Origin of the sequence: Cupriavidus sp. USMAHM13, assembly GCF_001854285.1 — a bacterium.
GTDB lineage: Bacteria > Pseudomonadota > Gammaproteobacteria > Burkholderiales > Burkholderiaceae > Cupriavidus > Cupriavidus malaysiensis.
Genome location: NZ_CP017751.1, coordinates 2,159,061 through 2,174,660 on the forward strand (window position 1 = coordinate 2,159,061; position 15,600 = coordinate 2,174,660).

The window sequence follows — 15,600 nt, forward strand, 5'->3', positions numbered from 1 at the left end:
TATGGCGCAGCACAGCAGCCTGTGCGAGGTGCCCGAGATGCCCGTGCTGCCCGCAGGATGGGCGCTGGGTCGCATGAGCGCACTGGACGCGGATGCGGTGGCCGAGGTCGAGTCCCGCGCCTTCAGCCATCCGTGGACACGCGGCAACTTCGAGAACTCGATCAAGGCGGGCCACCTGGGCCTGGTCCTGCGCGACGCCGCAGGCGGGCTGGCCGGCTATGCCGTGCTGATGCCGGTGGTCGACGAGATGCACCTGCTGAACATCACGGTGGAGCCGGCTCGCCAAGGGCAGGGCCTGGGCCGTTTGCTGCTGGCCGCCGCACTGGCGACGGCCGAGGCGCACCACCTGCACACCATGCTGCTCGAAGTGCGGCCGTCCAATGCGGCCGCGCTGGCCTTGTATCGCCAGGCCGGCTTTGTCGAGATCGGGCGGCGCAAGGGCTACTATCCGGCCGCCGCGCAGGGCCGTGAGGATGCCCTGGTGCTGCGTCGGGCATGGACCGGAGGACAGGCAGCATGACGGACCGGCGCGCTCGATTCCTGGAAGTGCTCGGCATTACCCATGAGTGGCTGCCGCGTGGGCTGCCGCCGCTGGCCGCCGAAGCCGCACCGCTGGCAGAGCCCATGGAGCCGATGGAAGCGGTAGAGGCAGTGGAAGCGCTGGCGGTGGCGCCGGTGGAAGCCATGGCCCCGCTGCGGGACGATCCAGCCGTGTCCGTTCCGCAAGCGGTCTTGCCGCCTGCGCGCCTGCCGCAAGCCGCTGGCACTGGCATGGAAGCCGCCACGCCGGCCGTGGCGGACATGGCGGCAGCCCGCCCGCCGGCGCCGTCCGCCATGCCGCCACACGCGCAGGTGCCGGTCCCCGCGCGGCAAGCCGTTGCCACGCAGGGCGAGGCCGACGGTGCGCTGTCGGCCCGGGCTGCCGGCATTGCCTCGCTCGACTGGCCGGCGCTGGAAGCCCAGGTGTCCGGCTGCACCGCCTGCAAGCTGTGCAGCACGCGGACGCAGACCGTGTTCGGCGTGGGCGACCCCCAGGCCGATTGGATGCTGGTCGGCGAGGCCCCGGGCGAGAACGAGGACAAGCAGGGCGAACCCTTCGTCGGCCAGGCTGGCAAGCTGCTGGACAATATGCTGGGCTCGCTCGGCCTGGCGCGTGGGAACCGCGTCTTCATCGCCAACGTGCTCAAGTGCCGGCCGCCGGGCAACCGCAACCCGGAGCCCGAGGAGGTGGTGCAATGCGAGCCCTTCCTGAAACGCCAGATCGCCCTGATCCGGCCCAGACTGATCGTGGTGCTGGGACGCTTCGCCGCGCAGAGCCTGCTGCGCACCACCACGCCGATCAGCAAGTTGCGCGGCACCGTGCACAGCTACGAGGGTATCCCGGTGGTGGTGACCTACCATCCGGCCTACCTGCTGCGCACCCCGGCCGACAAGGCACGTGCCTGGGACGATCTCTGCCTGGCGCGCGAGGTACACGACCGTGCGGGAGCCGAGGCTTGAAGCAGCCCTAGCAGCGGGCGGCACGCCGGCGCGCGTGCCGCTCTGGCGCGCCAGCCCGTCGCGGCGGCTGCGCGAACTGGCCTGGTGCACCTTGTCGCCCCAGTTGCTGGCGAGGCTGCCGGACGGGCCCGGCGGCGCGACGCCGGCGCGCTGGCCCGTGGCGGCGCAGGCGGCCTGGGAGCGCTGGCTCCAGGCCGCCGATCCCGAACGACTTCCCCCTACCATCGATGAACTGGCCGCCGGCGAGCGCGATGGCCGCAGCCTGCGGCTGGGCCGCCATGCCGAGCGCCTGTTGCATTTCGCGCTGGAACGCTGCGCCGGACTCGAACTGCTGGCCGCCAACCTGCCGGTGCGGCGCGCTTCCGCGCGCGGTGTGCAGACGCTGGGCGAACTGGACTTCGTCTGGCGCGACCGGGCCGACGGCGCCATCGTGCACTGGGAGATGGCCGCCAAGTTCTACCTGCTGGTCGAAGCGGAAGGCGCAGGAGATCTCTGCGACGCCGATGAGGCCGCGCACCTGCGTCATTTCGTCGGTCCGAACCTGGTCGACCGCCTGGCCGACAAGCTGGACCACACCGTGCGCCGGCAACTGCCGCTGGGCCGCTCCGCCGAAGCCCTGGCGCTGCTGGGCCAGGCACCGGACCGCAGCGAAGCCTACCTGCTCGGCTGGCTGTTCTACCGCGACGGCCGGCGCCCGGACTGGCTCGAGGACGCCGGCTTCGCGCCTGACCATCTGCATGGATGGTGGTCGACGCTGCCCTCGTGGTCCGGCTGGGCTGCCCGGCAGGCGGGCGCGCGCTGGTGCCGCCTGTCGCGCTCGCAGTGGCTGTCGGGCGCGCTGGTGTCCGCCGCGCAGACGCTGGATGCGGCCACCCTGCAGGAGGAGCTGGCCGGCCGCTTCGCCGAGCCGCGCGCGGACCGGCATTGGCGGCGCGAATCGCCGGTCATGGTGTGCGAACTGGAGCCGGCAGGGGCCGAGGCGCCGGGCATGTGGCGCGAGGTGTCGCGTGGCTTCGTGGTGCCGCTGGATTGGGAGCAGCGGGCGCGCCTGCGGGCCGGCGGAGGACCGGCGGCACAGGGGAGCGTGGCCGGCGCGTTGCGCGACTAGGGCTGCGGGCGCCGAGGCGGCGGAGAAGGCGGGCCGAAAGGCCGGCGTGCGGCGGACCGGGCTGGCGCGGGCACTGCCAAGGTGCCGCGCCGCCGGCTTCAATGGTGCTTGTCTTCCCCGATCATCGCCAGGGAGTTGAACGTGCGGACGTTGTAGCGGTGCAGGCGCATCACCATCAGCATGGTGGTGCAGACGAAGATGCCGAAAGCGACGATGACCACGCCGATGGGCACGTTCAGCTTGACCAGCAGCGCGTACAGGCAAAGCATCAGCAGTACCGAGACGTTCTCGTTGAAGTTCTGCACGGCGATCGAATGGCCGGCGGACAGCAGCACGTGGCCGCGGTGCTGCAGCAGGGCGTTCATCGGCACGACGAAATAGCCCGACATGCCACCCACCACCATCAGGAAAAGGTAGGCGATCAGCATGTGCAGCGGCATGCGCATGCCAAGCAGGTCGAGCGTGACGGTCGGCACCATCTCCTTGGTGTAGAAGGCCATCAGCATCACCACCGCGCCCATGGCGACGCCGAAGGGCAGTACCGAGAGCGACTTGCGCAGCGGGATGCGCATGGCCGCCAGCATGGCGCCCACGGCCACGCCGACGGCGACCACGGCCTGCAGCAGGGCGCCCTGCGACAGGTTGAGGCCCAGCGATTTCTCCGCCCACTTCAGCACGATGAACTGCAGGGTGGCGCCGGCACCCCAGAACAGGGTGGTGACGGCCAGGCTGATCTGGCCGAGCTTATCGCGCCACAGAGCCATGAAGCAGTCGCCGAATTCGGCGATCAGCTTGATCGGGTTCTTTTCCTGCTGCGGATAGCGCGCCCCGGTGTCCGGGATGAACAGGTTGAAGATGGTGGCAACCAGGTAGAACAGCATGATGACCACCATCGCGGCTTCCGCCGGGGTGGTGATGCCCGTATCGACATAGGGCACGTCGATACTCAGCAGCAGCTGCGAGATGTGCACGGAGATCAGCGCGCCGCCGACCACCGTGCCGAGGATGATGGAGCCTACCGTCAGTCCTTCGATCCAGCCGTTGGCTGCCACCAGTTTTTCCGGCGGCAGCAGTTCGGTGAGGATGCCGTACTTGGCGGGAGAGTACGCCGCCGCGCCGAAGCCGACGATGCCGTAGGCCAGCAGCGGATGCAGGCCGAACATCATGATGGCGCAGCCGGCGATCTTGATGGTGTTGGTGATGAACATCACCCGGCCCTTGGGCATGGAGTCGGCGAAGGCGCCCACGAAGGCGGCCAGCACCACATAGGACAGCACGAAGAACAGCTTGAGCAGGGGGGTCATCCACTGCGGGGAATGCAGCTCGGCAAGAAGGGCGATCGCGGCGATCAGCAATGCATTGTCGGCCAGCGAAGAGAAGAACTGCGCCGCCATGATGATGTAGAAACCCTTCTTCATACTGTGGACTGTCTCTCCATGGCTGGTCTCGCTTCGGTTCGCTAACTCGCTCAGGCCGGCGGCGACTCCTGCCCCGCCTGCGCCGCGCAGGCCGGCCGGCGGCATGCGCGGGGCAATGGCCGTCGTCGGCAGGGAACCCGGCGCTGCCGGCATGTCAAAGTGATGCATGCGTGCAGCGGTGGAACGCCGTTCGGTCCGTCTGTTCGTCATCGATATTGCATCAGGAATGAAACATGGCCGGAGCGTCCGGCTTTATATCATGAAAACAAGACATTTCGGCGCATCGGCGGGAAGGCAGTTTGACAGCCTGGCAGCCATTCGATTCCCGGCCGCACGATCCGAATGTGTTCAAATATCGTTCATCAACGCTGGAGCGGCAGCGCGCGCGGACCGGGTAATCCCCGATGTGGTGCATGCGCGGTGTGCCCCGGTCGTTTTCTGTGTTCGAGGCGGTGGTTTTGTGCCGTTCTCTACGCTCGAGTAGCCGATTTCATGCCAAGACCGATTCACGCCGTCGTCCACCAGCCGGCGCTTGCCAACAATCTCGAAGTGGCGCGCCGCTGCGCGCCGGATTCCCGCATCTGGGCCGTGATCAAGGCCAATGCCTACGGCCACGGCATCCGCCGTGCCTTCGCCGGCCTGCGCGCCGCCGACGGCTTCGGCCTGCTGGACCTGGACGAGGCGGTGCTGCTGCGCGACCTGGGCTGGCAGGGGCCGGTGCTCCTGCTCGAAGGCATCTTCCAGCCGCAGGACGTGGCCCTGCTGGAGCAGTACCGCCTGACCACCGTGCTGCACAGCGAAGAGCAACTGCGCATGCTCGAGCTGGCGCGGCCCAAGGGGCCGCTGGCGGTGCAGCTCAAGATGAATACCGGCATGAACCGCCTGGGTTTCCATCCCGACCAGTACCGGACCATCTGGGAGCGCGCGCGCGCCCTGTCGTGCGTGGGCTCCATCGTTCACATGACGCATTTTTCGGATGCCGACAGCCCGCGCGGCATCGAGCACCAGTTGGCCGTCTTCGATGCGGCCACGGCCAACTTGCCGGGCGAGGCCAGCCTGGCCAACTCGGCGGCCACCCTGTGGCACCCCAAGGCCCACCGTGCCTGGGTGCGGCCGGGCGTGATGCTGTACGGCGCGGCGCCCACCGGGCGCCAGGCCGACGTCGAAGGCATGGGCCTGCAGCCTGCCATGTCCTTGCAGAGCGAACTCATCTCGGTGCAGGACCTGCAGCCGGGCGACACCGTCGGCTATGGCTCGCTGTACACGGCCGAGCGGCCCATGCGCGTCGGCGTGGTCGCCTGCGGCTATGCCGATGGCTATCCGCGCCACGCCGCCGGCTGGGGCGACAAGCCGGCGCCGGTGCTGGTCGACGGGGTGCGCACGCGCCTGGTCGGACGGGTATCGATGGACATGCTATGCGTGGACCTGACGCCCTGCCCGAAGGCACGCGTCGGCTCGCCGGTCACGCTGTGGGGACAGGGCCTGCCGATCGACGACGTGGCCGAGGCCAGCGGCACGGTCGGCTATGAGCTGATGTGCGCGCTGGCGCCGCGCGTGCCGACCACGGTGGCGATGCTGACCGCCCCGGACCAGCCTGGCAACACGGGGGACTGAGTTGGCCAAGGTCAAGACGGTCTACACGTGTACCGAATGCGGCGGCACCGTGCCGCGCTGGCAGGGGCAGTGCCCGCACTGCCAGCAGTGGAACACCCTGGTGGAGAGCGTGGCGGAAAGCGCTTCGGCCAAGCGCTTCCAGCCGCTCGCGGCGTCGACCAGGGTGCGCAAGCTGGCGGAGATCGAGGCTGCCGACGTGCCGCGTTTCTCCAGCGGCATCGACGAGTTCGACCGCGTGCTGGGCGGTGGCCTGGTGGCCGGCGGCGTGGTGCTGATCGGCGGCGACCCGGGCATCGGCAAGTCGACGCTGCTGCTGCAGGCGCTGGCCAATCTCGCGGCCCAGCGCCCGGTGCTCTATGTCAGCGGCGAGGAGTCAGGCGCCCAGATCGCGCTGCGGGCGCAGCGCCTGGGCGTGGAAAGCCCGGCGCTCGGCCTGCTGGCGGAGATCCAACTGGAGAAGATCCAGGCCACGCTGGAGGCCGAGCGGCCCGAGGTGGCGGTGATCGATTCGATCCAGACCCTGTACTCCGAGGCGCTGACCTCGGCCCCCGGGTCGGTGGCGCAGGTGCGCGAGTGCGCGGCGCAGCTCACGCGCATCGCCAAGAGCAGCGGCACCACCATTATCCTGGTGGGCCACGTGACCAAGGAGGGCAGCCTGGCCGGTCCGCGCGTGCTCGAGCATATCGTCGATACCGTGCTGTATTTCGAGGGCGACACGCATTCGTCGCATCGCCTGATCCGCGCCTTCAAGAACCGCTTCGGCGCGGTCAACGAGCTCGGCGTGTTCGCCATGACCGAGCGCGGCCTGCGCGGCATCAGCAACCCGTCGGCGCTGTTCCTGTCTCAGCACGAGCAGACCGTGCCCGGTTCCTGCGTGCTGGTGACGCAGGAGGGCACGCGCCCGCTGCTGGTCGAGATCCAGGCGCTGGTCGATACCGCCCACGTGCCCAATCCGCGCCGCCTCGCCGTGGGCCTGGAACAGAACCGGCTGGCGCTGCTGCTCGCGGTACTGCACCGTCACGCCGGCGTTGCCTGCTTCGACCAGGATGTCTTCCTCAACGCGGTCGGCGGCGTGAAGATCACCGAGCCGGCGGCCGACCTTGCGGTGCTGCTTTCCATTCATTCCTCGATGCGCAACAAGCCGCTGCCGCGCGGCCTGGTGGTGTTCGGCGAGGTCGGGCTGGCGGGCGAGATCCGGCCGAGCCCGCGCGGCCAGGAGCGCCTCAAGGAGGCCGCCAAGCTGGGCTTCACGCAGGCGGTGATTCCCAAGGCCAATGCGCCGCGCCAGCCGATCGACGGCCTTGAGGTGATCGCCGTGGAGCGCATCGAGCAGGCCATCGACCGCGTGCGCCATCTCGAATGAGCGCGCCGGCCGACGTGCTCCCGTCCGGCGTGCCGGTGCTGCCGGCGCTGCTGGAGCCGGCCACGGCGCGGCTGCGCTTGCGCCAGTGGTGCGACACCGACCGCGCGCCGTTCGCCGCGCTCAACGCCGATCCCGAGGTCATGCGCTGTTTTCCCGCGCCGCTGGCGCGCGCGGACAGCGACGCCATGGCGGAGCGCTGCCAGGGCCTGATCGCCGCGCACGGCTGGGGCCCGTGGGCGGTGGAGCGGCGCGAGGACGGTGCCTTCGTCGGCATGGTCGGCCTGCACGTGCCGGCGGCCGCACTGCCGTGCGCGCCGTGCGTGGAGGTGGCTTGGCGCCTGGCGCGCGCCCATTGGGGCAGGGGCTATGCCAGCGAGGCCGCGGCCGCCGCGCTGCGGGCCGGCTTTGAAGTGCTGGGGCTGGCGTCGATCGTGTCTTTCACGGTGCTTGCCAACCAGCGCTCGCGCCGCGTCATGGAGCGCATCGGCATGCGCGACAGCGGCGCTGATTTCGACCATCCGGCCGTGGCCGAGGGCAGTCCCCTGCGCCGCCATTGCCTCTACCGCATCACGCGCGGCGAGTGGCTGGCGCATCAGGCCGCCGTGCCGCAGGCGTAAGGCGGGGGTGCGTCAATCTGTCGCAAGCGCTACCGCGGTGTGCCGCGCCCGCGGCCGCGCCGTATCGCGAAAATCGGTAATAATGCGCTTCACGCGCGCGTGATCCGCTTGCCGCGCCAGGCTCGGCTCCGTGCTTTGTCAGACCCCTCTATTTCTTCCATGCAAGCCAATTCTCGCGCCTATTTCCTGCTGATCGCCGTGATCTCCTTCGGACTGGTCGGCTACGCGCTCTACCTGCAGCACGTGGAGGGCTACCAGCCTTGTCCGCTGTGCGTGATGCAGCGTTTCGCCTTTGTCGCCATCGGCTGCTTCTCGCTGCTGGCAGCGGTCGCGCAGAACACGCGCTCGCTGTGGCAGGGGCTGGGCATGCTGTCCGGCGTGGCCGGCATCGCGGTGGCTGGCTACCACGTGTCGCTGCTGCTGAATCCGAAGGCTTCGTGCGGTATCGATCCGCTGGAGAACTGGGTCAATGCGCTGCCCACCGCCAAGCTGTTGCCGCAGGTGTTCTTCTCGGACGGCCTGTGCACCGCGCCGCTGCCGCCGATCTTCGGCCTGTCGATCCCGGCATGGTCGCTGATCTGGCTGGCGATCCTGACCCTGACGCTGGCGGTCGGGCTGATCCGGCGCGAGAAGAACTACCGCTGAGTTCCGCGCGGCTCCCGTCCCGGACGCCCGTGCCGGAAGCGCTCCGGCGCGGGCGTCCGCTTCCCGCGCGGCAGGCGGGACTCAGGTGATCTGCTCGATCTGCTCCTGCAGTTCCAGCCAGCGTTCTTCCAGCGTGCCGAGTTCGCCCTCGACTTCGCCCTGGCGCTTGAGCATCGCCATCAGCTTGGCCTTGTTCGCTTCCGCGTAGCTGTTCTCGTCGGCCAGGAAGCCGTCGATCTCCGCCTTGGCCTGCTGCAGTTCGGCCATGCGCTTCTCCACCTTCTCCAGTTCCTTGGTCAGCGGCTTGCGCAGCTGCGCCAGGCGCTGGCGCTCGTCCGCTTCGGCGCGGCGCTGGTCCTTGCGGTTGAGCGCCGCCGGCGCCGCTTCGCCCGCGGCCACCGCGCGCTCGGGCAGCGCGGCGTTGCGCTTGGCGGCGGCCTGCTGCAGCAGCCAGTCGCGATAGTCGTCGAGGTCGCCGTCGAAGGGCGTGAGCCGGCCTTCGGCCACCAGCATGAACTGGTCGGTGGTGGCGCGCAGCAGGTGGCGGTCGTGCGAGACCACGATCAGGGTGCCCTCGAACTGGGCCAGTGCCATGGTCAGCGCCTCGCGAGTGTCGAGGTCCAGGTGGTTGGTCGGCTCGTCGAGCAGCAGCAGGTTGGGCTTCTGCCAGACGATCAGCGACAACGCCAGGCGTGCCTTTTCGCCGCCGGAGAAGGGCGCGATCGGCGCGGTGGCCATGTCGCCGCGGAAATTGAAGCTGCCGAGGAAGTCGCGCAGCTCCTGCTCGCGCGTGTCGGGCGCCAGGCGCGCCAGGTGCTGCAGCGGCGAGTCATGGTCGCGCAGGGTCTCGAGCTGGTGCTGGGCGAAATAGCCGATCTGCAGGCCCTTGCCGAGCCGCAGCGTGCCGGCCAGCGCATCCTGGGTGCCGGCCAGCGTCTTCACCAGCGTCGACTTGCCCTGGCCGTTGGCGCCGAGCAGGCCGATGCGCTGGCCGCCCTGGATCGACAAGGTCAGCCCGCGCAGGATCACCTTGGCCGCTTCGGCGCCGTCTGCGGGCGGGTAGCCGCAGTCCACCGCGTCGAGCTGCATCATCGGGTTGGGGGCGGCATCCGGCTCGCGGAACTCAAAGGAGAAGCCCGCCGCCGCGTGCACCGGCGCGAGCCGCTCCATCTTCTCCAGCGCCTTGACCCGGCTCTGCGCCTGGCGTGCCTTGGTGGCCTTGGCCTTGAAGCGGGTGATGAAGGATTCGAGGTGGGCGATCTGCTTCTGCTGGCGTGCGTAGGCGGCCTGCTGCTGCGCCATCTGCTGCAGGCGCTGCGTCTCGAAGAAGGTGTAGTTGCCGCCGTAGCGCTTGAGCTGCTGGTTCTCGATGTGCACGGTGACCGTGCAGATGGCGTCGAGGAACTCGCGGTCGTGCGAGATCATGACCAGCGTGCCGGGATAGCGCGCGAGCCAGTCTTCCAGCCAGACGATGGCGTCGAGGTCCAGGTGGTTGGTCGGTTCGTCGAGCAGCAGCAGGTCGGACGGGCACATCAGCGCCTGCGCCAGGTTCAGGCGCATGCGCCAGCCGCCGGAGAAGTCCGCCACCGGCTGCGCCACCTGGTCCAGCGTGAAGCCCAGGCCCAGCAGCAGCGTCTCGGCGCGCGCCGCGGCGGTATAGCCGTCGGCGTCGGCATAGGCGGCATGTCCCTCGGCTTCGGCGCTGCCATCACCGCTGGCCTGGGCAGCCGCGATCTGCGCTTCGATGTCGCGCAGGCGGGTATCGCCGTCGATGGTGTAGTCCAGCGCACTGCGCGAGACCGCCGGCGTTTCCTGTGCCACGTGGGCGATGCGCCAGGTGGGCGGGATCGCCATGTCGCCGCCGTCGGCATGGAGTTCGCCGCGCAGCAGCGCGAACAGCGTGGACTTGCCGCTGCCGTTGGCGCCCACCAGGCCGACGCGCTCGCCGGGGTTGAGGGTCACGCTGCTGTGGTCGAACAGCACCTTGGTGCCGCGCTGGAGGACAAGCTGGTCGATTCGGATCACGAGGGGGACGGAGAAAGACTTCGGGAGGGGCGTGTGCCCCGGCGAACAACCCGACATTGTAGCGTCAGGCGCTTGCCGTGCAGCGCCGCGAGCGGGCAGAGGGATTCCGCGCGGCATGCCGATGCGGGACAATACGGCCTTCGGCCGGGCGGGAAACCCGGCCCTTCATCACAGCAGGACGGCAGGACAAGCAGGCAATGCACAGCAAGGAGAGGGGCTGGACGCCCGTGCGCAAGGATTTCGTCGAGGCGGAGGTCCGCTGCAGCCACGCCCTGGCCGGCGTGGCCGACCATGCCGGCATCGCCGGCAGCGACGGGCGCCCGCATGGCGTGCCCGGCGGGCGCGCCATCGTGATGCGCGATGCACAGGGGCTGGAGTACCCGTTCGCGCCGGACTGCGCCCAGGCCGTGGTGGCGGACGCGGATGCGTTGGCCTGCCTGCCCGACTACACGGCGCGCGATGCGGGTCTGGCGACGCCGCGCGCCGGCGTCCAGCCCACGCCGGGCCAGGCGCCGGCCGTGGCCGGCCGCGTGTCGGCCGTGCAGCGCGCCAAGGCAAGGTACCGGCAGGAAGCGTTGCTGCGCGCCGAGGCGGAGCGCTATCTGGTGCTGCGCATCGACAAGGTGGCGGCGGTGCCGCGCATCCAGCCATCGGTGCGCTATGCGGCGCTCGAGGAGCTGCATGAGCGCTATCTGCGCCAGGGCGGGCTGGAGCTGGCCCAGGCGCGGCGCATCCTTGCCATCGAGCGCGGCCCGGCCACGCCGTACAAGCTGAAGACCACCAACCTGCTCGACGTCTACACCGCGCATACCAAGCTGTGCTGGCGCATGGCGCAATCGCGCAGCCTCTCCGAGCAGCGCTTCCTGCGCGGGCTGGAGGACTGGCTGGCACGCCACCTGATGCTGACCCCGGCGCAGATCGAAAGCGCCGGACTGGCCTTGCATCCGGCGGCCTTCCTGCCGCCGGAGCCGGCCCGCGGCCAGACTGAGCTGCCCGGCTTCTAGCCGCGGCCGATGGGTGGCCGGCGGGTGGCCGGCGGGTGGCAGCGCGCCGGGATTTGGCGTCTAATGAAGAGCCAGCCGCCACTCGCCGTCGACGCCATGTCCGCCTTCTCCCGCAGCTATGCCGAAGCCAGACAGAAATTCCTCGATGCCGCGCGCGACGCGGGCGCGGCGCTGACCGAGTTCCCGCACCCGACGCAGCGCGGTGCCCGCGGCGAGGCCTTGGCCATCGACGTGGCCTGGGTCGGCGAGGCGTCCGCCCGGCACTGCCTGATGATCAGCTCGGGCATGCACGGGGTGGAGGGCTTCTGCGGTGCGGGAGCGCAGGTCACGCTGCTGCGCGATGCCGGCTTGTGCGCCGCCGCGCGCGCGGCGGATGCGGCGCTGCTGCTGGTGCACGCGCTCAATCCCTACGGCTTTTCCCATCTGCGGCGGGTCAACGAGGACAATGTCGACCTGAACCGCAACTTCCTCGACTTCAGCCGGCCGCTGCCGGAGAACGCCGCTTACGCCGAGCTGGCGCCGCTGCTCTTGCCCGAGCACTGGCCGGCATCGCAGGAAGACGAAGCCAGCCTGCACAGGATGGTGGCGGAGAAGGGATTGTCGTGGTTCCAGGCCGCGGTCAGCGCGGGCCAGTATGCGTTTCCGGACGGGCTGTTCTTCGGCGGGCACAAGCCGGCCTGGAGCAACTACACGCTGCGTCGGCTGCTGGCGCGCTTCGGTGCCGGCCGCGCCAGCCTGCGCTGGCTGGACATCCACACCGGGCTCGGTCCGTGGGGTTATGGCGAGCCCATCTACATGGGGCCGGACGACGCGCGCCAGCTGGCGAATGCGCGTGCCATCTGGGGCAGGGAAGTGACCTCTATCCACGACGGTTCGTCCACCTCGGCCAGCCTGACGGGGATGGCCTGGCGGGCCATCCCCGAGACGCTGCCCGCGCTCGACTATGCCGGCATCGCGCTCGAGTTCGGCACGCTGCCGGTCGGCGAGGTGCTGGAGGCCCTGCGCGGCGACCATTGGCTGCACCTGCATCCGGACGCCGACCAGGGCCAGCGCACGCTGATCCAGCAGGGCATGTGGCGCGCCTTCTACGGCGATAGCGACGACTGGCGCGCGGGCGTGCTCGAGCAGGTGCGCGAGGCGGCGCTGCGGGCGCTGGCCGGATGGTGAGCCGGGCGCCGGAGCGCGGCGGGCCCCTGCGCGGGGCGGAGGATCCGCGTGATACGGCCGCTCAACCCGGCAGCGTGTCGTAGGTCAGCAGGAAGACCTGGTCGTCCCCGGCGCTGACCGGCAGCCAGATGATTTCGAGGTCGGGGAAGGCGGCTTCCACGTTGGCGCGCTCGTTGCCGATCTCGACCACCAGCACGCCGCCCGGGTTGAGGTGCGCCTTGGCACCCGCGATGATGCGGCGCACTACGTCCATGCCATCGTCGCCACCGGCCAGCGCGATGCGCGGCTCGGCCAGGTACTCGGCCGGCAGTGCCTGCATCGAGGCCTCGTTGACGTAGGGCGGATTGCTCAGGATGACGTCATAGGTGGCGCCATGCGGCAGCGGGGCGTAGAGATCGCCCTCATGCAGGTGGATGCGCTCCGCCATCTTGTAGTCGGCCACGTTGCGGCGGGCCACCGCCAGCGCGTCCGGCGAGATGTCGACCGCGTCGATGCGGGCGTTCGGCCAGGCGTGGGCCGCCAGGATCGGCAGGCAGCCCGAGCCGGTGCACAGCTCCAGCACCGGGCCGACGTCATCGGCTTCGCCCAGCCACGGTTCCAGCCCGTCCTGCAGCAGTTCGCCGATGAAGCTGCGCGGCACGATCACGCGCGAGTCGACGTAGAAGCGCAGGCCGTGCATATAGGCCTCGTGCGTGATGTAGGCGGCCGGCACGCGCTCCGTGACGCGACGCTCGATCACCGCCAACACGGCGTCGATCTCTTCTGGCAGCAGGCGCGCGTCCAGGAAAGGGTCGAGCGTGTCGAGCGGCAGGTGCAGGGTGTGCAGGACCAGGTAGGCGGCTTCGTCGTAGGCATTGGCGCTGCCATGGCCGAACGACAGCTGGGCCGCGCTGAAGCGGGAGACCGCCAGGCGCAGCAGGTCGCGTACGGTGCGCAGCGGGGAGGGAGTTGCCATGGGTTTGTTCTCGGTCAGGGGCGGGGAGGCGGTGCGGGCTGCCGGGGCTCAGGCCACCAGGCGTTCCAGCACACCGCGGTAGATATTCTTCAGCGGCTCGATGAAGCGGACTTCCACGTGCTCGTCGATCTTGTGGATGCTGGCGTTGGGCGGGCCGAATTCCACCACCTGCGGGCAGATCCTGGCGATGAAGCGGCCGTCCGAGGTGCCGCCGGTGGTCGACAGTTCGGTGGTGACACCCGTTTCCGCGGCGATGGCCGCGGCCATCGCTTCGGAAAGCTCGCCGCGCGGCGTCAGGAAGGGCTCGCCGCCGAGGGTCCAGGCCAGTTCATAGTCCAGGCCGTGGCGGTCGAGGATGGCGTGCACGCGCGCCTTCAGTCCGTCGGGCGTGCTCGCCGTCGAGAAGCGGAAATTGAAGTCGATGGTCACCTGGCCCGGGATCACGTTGGTGGCGCCGGTGCCGCCGTGGATGTTCGACATCTGCCAGGTGGTGGGCGGGAAGTACTCGTTGCCTTCGTCCCAGCGTTCGGCCACCAGTTCGGCCAATGCCGGCGCGGCCAGGTGGATGGGGTTGCGGGCCAGGTGCGGATAGGCGATATGGCCTTGCACGCCCTTGACCACCAGCTTGCCGGAGAGCGAGCCGCGGCGGCCGTTCTTGACCATGTCGCCGAGCACGTCGACCGAGGTCGGCTCGCCGACCACGCAGTAGTCGAGGCGCTCGCCGCGCGCAGCCAGCGCCTCCACCACCTTGACGGTGCCATCGTGAGCCGGGCCTTCCTCGTCGCTGGTGATCAGGAAGCCGATCGAGCCGGTGTGCGCGGGATGGGCCTGGATGAACTCCTCGGCGGCGACGACGAAGCCCGCGATCGAGGTCTTCATGTCGGCGGCGCCGCGGCCGTAGAGCTTGCCGTCGCGATGGGTCGGCGCGAAGGGGTCGGAATGCCACTGCTCCAGCGGGCCGGTCGGCACCACGTCGGTGTGGCCGGCGAACACCAGCAGTTTGCCGTCCTTGCCTGCGCTGCCGCGCCGCACCGCCCACAGGTTGGTGACGCGGAAGTCGTCCGGGCCGCTGACGATGGATTCGCAGTGGAAGCCGAGCGCCTTCAGGCGGCTTTCCAGCACGGCCTGGCAGCCTTCGTCGGCCGGCGTGACGGAGCGGCGGCGGATCAGGTCTTCGGTGAGGGCGAGGGTGGTGGTCATGGAGTGAATCGTTTGCTAGAGGCAGAGGCGCCCGACGGGCCGCGCACGGCGCGGCAGGTCGGGGCACTAGTTTACGCCTGTGCGCCGCCCAGCCGGGCGGACGCTGTCGGGGCCGGCGGCAGGGCAAGGCCGCCGGCCCGGCCGGTTTCAGAACAGGGTGGCGTACTGGTCGGCGCTGAAGCCCACGGCAACCTTGCCGCCGTGTTCCAGCACGGGGCGCTTGATCAGCGAGGGGCTCTGCTGCATCAGCGCGATGGCGCCGGCCTCGTCCTCGGCGCGCGCCTTGTCGGCGTCCGACAGCGCACGCCAGGTGGTGCCCTTGCGGTTGAGCAGGGCGCTGAGCGGAACCTGTGCGAGCCAGCCGCGCAGCAAGGCTTCGCTGACCCCTTGCTTCTTGAAGTCGTGGAAGGAATAGGCGACGCTGTTGCCGTCGAGCCAGGTGCGGGCCTTCTTGACGGTGTCGCAGTTGGGGATGCCGTAGAGCCGGACGGTCATGGAGCTTGCCTCAGCGGATATTGCGGGGAAGGAGCCGGGCGGGTGGCCCGGCTCCGGTCGTGCGGGATGGCTGGCGCCACCTTCAGCGCAGCAGCAGGTTCAGCGAGACCACCAGCGCGCCGATGCCGAGCGCCACGCCGGCCATCGCCACCGCCGTCATCAGGCGCAGCCGGCGGTCGAGCCGCGCAGCCTCCTTGCGCAGCGCGTCGATGGTGATGGCATGCTGCTCGGCCAGCAGCTTGACCGCCTCGGCCTGCTGCATGGCGGCCGACTCGAGCTCGGCGAGGCGCGCGGCCGGGTCGCGCGGCTCCGCCGCGCCTGGCGCCCCGTCTTCGCGGCGGCGCCCCTTCTTGATCTTCTCGATGGTCTTGTTGGCCTGCTCGAGAATGGTCGGCAGCAGCGACAGGACGGTGCTGACGGTGGCGGGATCCAGGGCCATGATGCGCTTGCGCAGGGAGGGCACGATCATCTCGCGCGGCGCCTGCCGCC

At 69.9% G+C, this 15,600-nt stretch carries 15 protein-coding genes; 9 read left to right on the plus strand and 6 right to left on the minus strand.

The window, feature by feature from the left end; all coding sequences use genetic code 11:
• Position 1 precedes the first annotated feature (1 nt).
• The 3 genes from rimI to BKK81_RS09560 are packed head-to-tail and all read left to right on the plus strand — an operon-like array spanning position 2 to position 2,608.
• Complete coding sequence (rimI, locus tag BKK81_RS09550; RefSeq protein ID WP_071016277.1) at positions 2 to 520, plus strand: ribosomal protein S18-alanine N-acetyltransferase; 519 nt, start codon at positions 2 to 4, stop codon at positions 518 to 520.
• Positions 517 to 1,500 carry a uracil-DNA glycosylase gene (locus BKK81_RS09555; RefSeq protein WP_071012393.1) on the plus strand — a complete coding sequence of 328 codons (984 nt, stop codon included), beginning with the start codon at positions 517 to 519 and terminating at the stop codon, positions 1,498 to 1,500. The genes rimI and BKK81_RS09555 overlap by 4 nt, the downstream gene beginning before the upstream one ends.
• Positions 1,501 to 1,534: 34 nt before the next feature.
• A complete protein-coding gene (locus BKK81_RS09560) occupies positions 1,535 to 2,608 on the plus strand; it encodes a DUF1853 family protein (RefSeq protein WP_335582864.1) in 1,074 nt (357 codons plus the stop codon).
• Between the two features lie 98 nt (positions 2,609 to 2,706).
• Here the strand turns inward: BKK81_RS09560 and lplT are convergent, their stop codons facing one another.
• On the minus strand, positions 2,707 to 4,026 hold the full coding sequence (lplT, locus tag BKK81_RS09565) for a lysophospholipid transporter LplT (RefSeq protein ID WP_071012396.1): 1,320 nt from the start codon (positions 4,024 to 4,026) through the stop codon (positions 2,707 to 2,709).
• Between the two features lie 492 nt (positions 4,027 to 4,518).
• On the opposite strand from lplT, the gene alr reads away from it, so the two are divergent.
• From alr to BKK81_RS09585, 4 genes are all read left to right on the plus strand, one after another.
• The gene (alr, locus tag BKK81_RS09570; RefSeq protein WP_071012398.1) at positions 4,519 to 5,640 is read left to right on the plus strand and encodes an alanine racemase; all 1,122 of its coding nucleotides are present in this window, start codon (positions 4,519 to 4,521) and stop codon (positions 5,638 to 5,640) included.
• A 1-nt stretch (position 5,641) separates the two neighbouring features.
• Positions 5,642 to 7,003 (plus strand): DNA repair protein RadA, encoded by a 1,362-nt coding sequence (gene radA, locus BKK81_RS09575; protein ID WP_071012400.1) that lies wholly within the window; start codon positions 5,642 to 5,644, stop codon positions 7,001 to 7,003.
• Positions 7,000 to 7,620, plus strand: a complete 621-nt coding sequence (locus BKK81_RS09580; protein WP_083384028.1) for a GNAT family N-acetyltransferase — start codon at positions 7,000 to 7,002, stop codon at positions 7,618 to 7,620. The genes radA and BKK81_RS09580 overlap by 4 nt, the downstream gene beginning before the upstream one ends.
• 159 nt (positions 7,621 to 7,779) lie before the next feature.
• On the plus strand, positions 7,780 to 8,265 hold the full coding sequence (locus BKK81_RS09585; protein WP_071012402.1) for a disulfide bond formation protein B: 486 nt from the start codon (positions 7,780 to 7,782) through the stop codon (positions 8,263 to 8,265).
• A gap of 81 nt (positions 8,266 to 8,346) precedes the next feature.
• Here BKK81_RS09585 and BKK81_RS09590 read toward each other — a convergent pair whose 3' ends face one another.
• Entirely contained in the window at positions 8,347 to 10,290 is a 1,944-nt protein-coding gene (locus BKK81_RS09590) for an ATP-binding cassette domain-containing protein (protein ID WP_071012404.1), read from the minus strand.
• A gap of 197 nt (positions 10,291 to 10,487) precedes the next feature.
• Here BKK81_RS09590 and BKK81_RS09595 point away from each other — a divergent pair, with 197 nt between their 5' ends.
• Both BKK81_RS09595 and BKK81_RS09600 read left to right on the plus strand, forming a co-directional pair.
• Positions 10,488 to 11,294 (plus strand): hypothetical protein, encoded by an 807-nt coding sequence (locus BKK81_RS09595; RefSeq protein ID WP_071012405.1) that lies wholly within the window; start codon positions 10,488 to 10,490, stop codon positions 11,292 to 11,294.
• A 96-nt stretch (positions 11,295 to 11,390) separates the two neighbouring features.
• Positions 11,391 to 12,461, plus strand: coding sequence for a M14 family metallopeptidase (locus BKK81_RS09600; RefSeq protein ID WP_071016281.1), 1,071 nt, complete (start codon positions 11,391 to 11,393; stop codon positions 12,459 to 12,461).
• A gap of 61 nt (positions 12,462 to 12,522) precedes the next feature.
• On the opposite strand, the gene prmB is transcribed toward BKK81_RS09600, so the two are convergent.
• The 4 genes from prmB to BKK81_RS09620 form a co-directional block, all read right to left on the minus strand.
• Positions 12,523 to 13,416, minus strand: a complete 894-nt coding sequence (prmB, locus tag BKK81_RS09605) for a 50S ribosomal protein L3 N(5)-glutamine methyltransferase (protein WP_071012407.1) — start codon at positions 13,414 to 13,416, stop codon at positions 12,523 to 12,525.
• Positions 13,417 to 13,464: 48 nt separating this feature from the next.
• On the minus strand, positions 13,465 to 14,616 hold the full coding sequence (dapE, locus tag BKK81_RS09610; RefSeq protein ID WP_071012409.1) for a succinyl-diaminopimelate desuccinylase: 1,152 nt from the start codon (positions 14,614 to 14,616) through the stop codon (positions 13,465 to 13,467).
• A gap of 147 nt (positions 14,617 to 14,763) precedes the next feature.
• Positions 14,764 to 15,111: an ArsC family reductase gene (locus tag BKK81_RS09615; protein ID WP_071012411.1), complete on the minus strand. Its 348-nt coding sequence runs from the start codon at positions 15,109 to 15,111 to the stop codon at positions 14,764 to 14,766.
• 82 nt (positions 15,112 to 15,193) lie between these two features.
• A complete protein-coding gene (locus BKK81_RS09620; protein WP_197523973.1) occupies positions 15,194 to 15,550 on the minus strand; it encodes a hypothetical protein in 357 nt (118 codons plus the stop codon).
• Positions 15,551 to 15,600 lie beyond the last annotated feature (50 nt).

Excerpts from the sequence above, each read along its gene's own strand:
- dapE (WP_071012409.1), bottom strand. The coding sequence starts at position 14,616 with ATGACCACCACCCTCGCCCTCACCGAAGACCTGATCCGCCGCCGCTCC.
- BKK81_RS09620 (WP_197523973.1), bottom strand. The coding sequence starts at position 15,550 with ATGGCCCTGGATCCCGCCACCGTCAGCACCGTCCTGTCGCTGCTGCCG.
- BKK81_RS09555 (WP_071012393.1), top strand. The coding sequence starts at position 517 with ATGACGGACCGGCGCGCTCGATTCCTGGAAGTGCTCGGCATTACCCAT.
- BKK81_RS09595 (WP_071012405.1), top strand. The coding sequence starts at position 10,488 with ATGCACAGCAAGGAGAGGGGCTGGACGCCCGTGCGCAAGGATTTCGTC.
- prmB (WP_071012407.1), bottom strand. The coding sequence starts at position 13,416 with ATGGCAACTCCCTCCCCGCTGCGCACCGTACGCGACCTGCTGCGCCTG.
- alr (WP_071012398.1), top strand. The coding sequence starts at position 4,519 with ATGCCAAGACCGATTCACGCCGTCGTCCACCAGCCGGCGCTTGCCAAC.
- BKK81_RS09600 (WP_071016281.1), top strand. The coding sequence starts at position 11,391 with ATGTCCGCCTTCTCCCGCAGCTATGCCGAAGCCAGACAGAAATTCCTC.
- lplT (WP_071012396.1), bottom strand. The coding sequence starts at position 4,026 with ATGAAGAAGGGTTTCTACATCATCATGGCGGCGCAGTTCTTCTCTTCG.
- rimI (WP_071016277.1), top strand. The coding sequence starts at position 2 with ATGGCGCAGCACAGCAGCCTGTGCGAGGTGCCCGAGATGCCCGTGCTG.
- BKK81_RS09580 (WP_083384028.1), top strand. The coding sequence starts at position 7,000 with ATGAGCGCGCCGGCCGACGTGCTCCCGTCCGGCGTGCCGGTGCTGCCG.
- BKK81_RS09585 (WP_071012402.1), top strand. The coding sequence starts at position 7,780 with ATGCAAGCCAATTCTCGCGCCTATTTCCTGCTGATCGCCGTGATCTCC.
- BKK81_RS09615 (WP_071012411.1), bottom strand. The coding sequence starts at position 15,111 with ATGACCGTCCGGCTCTACGGCATCCCCAACTGCGACACCGTCAAGAAG.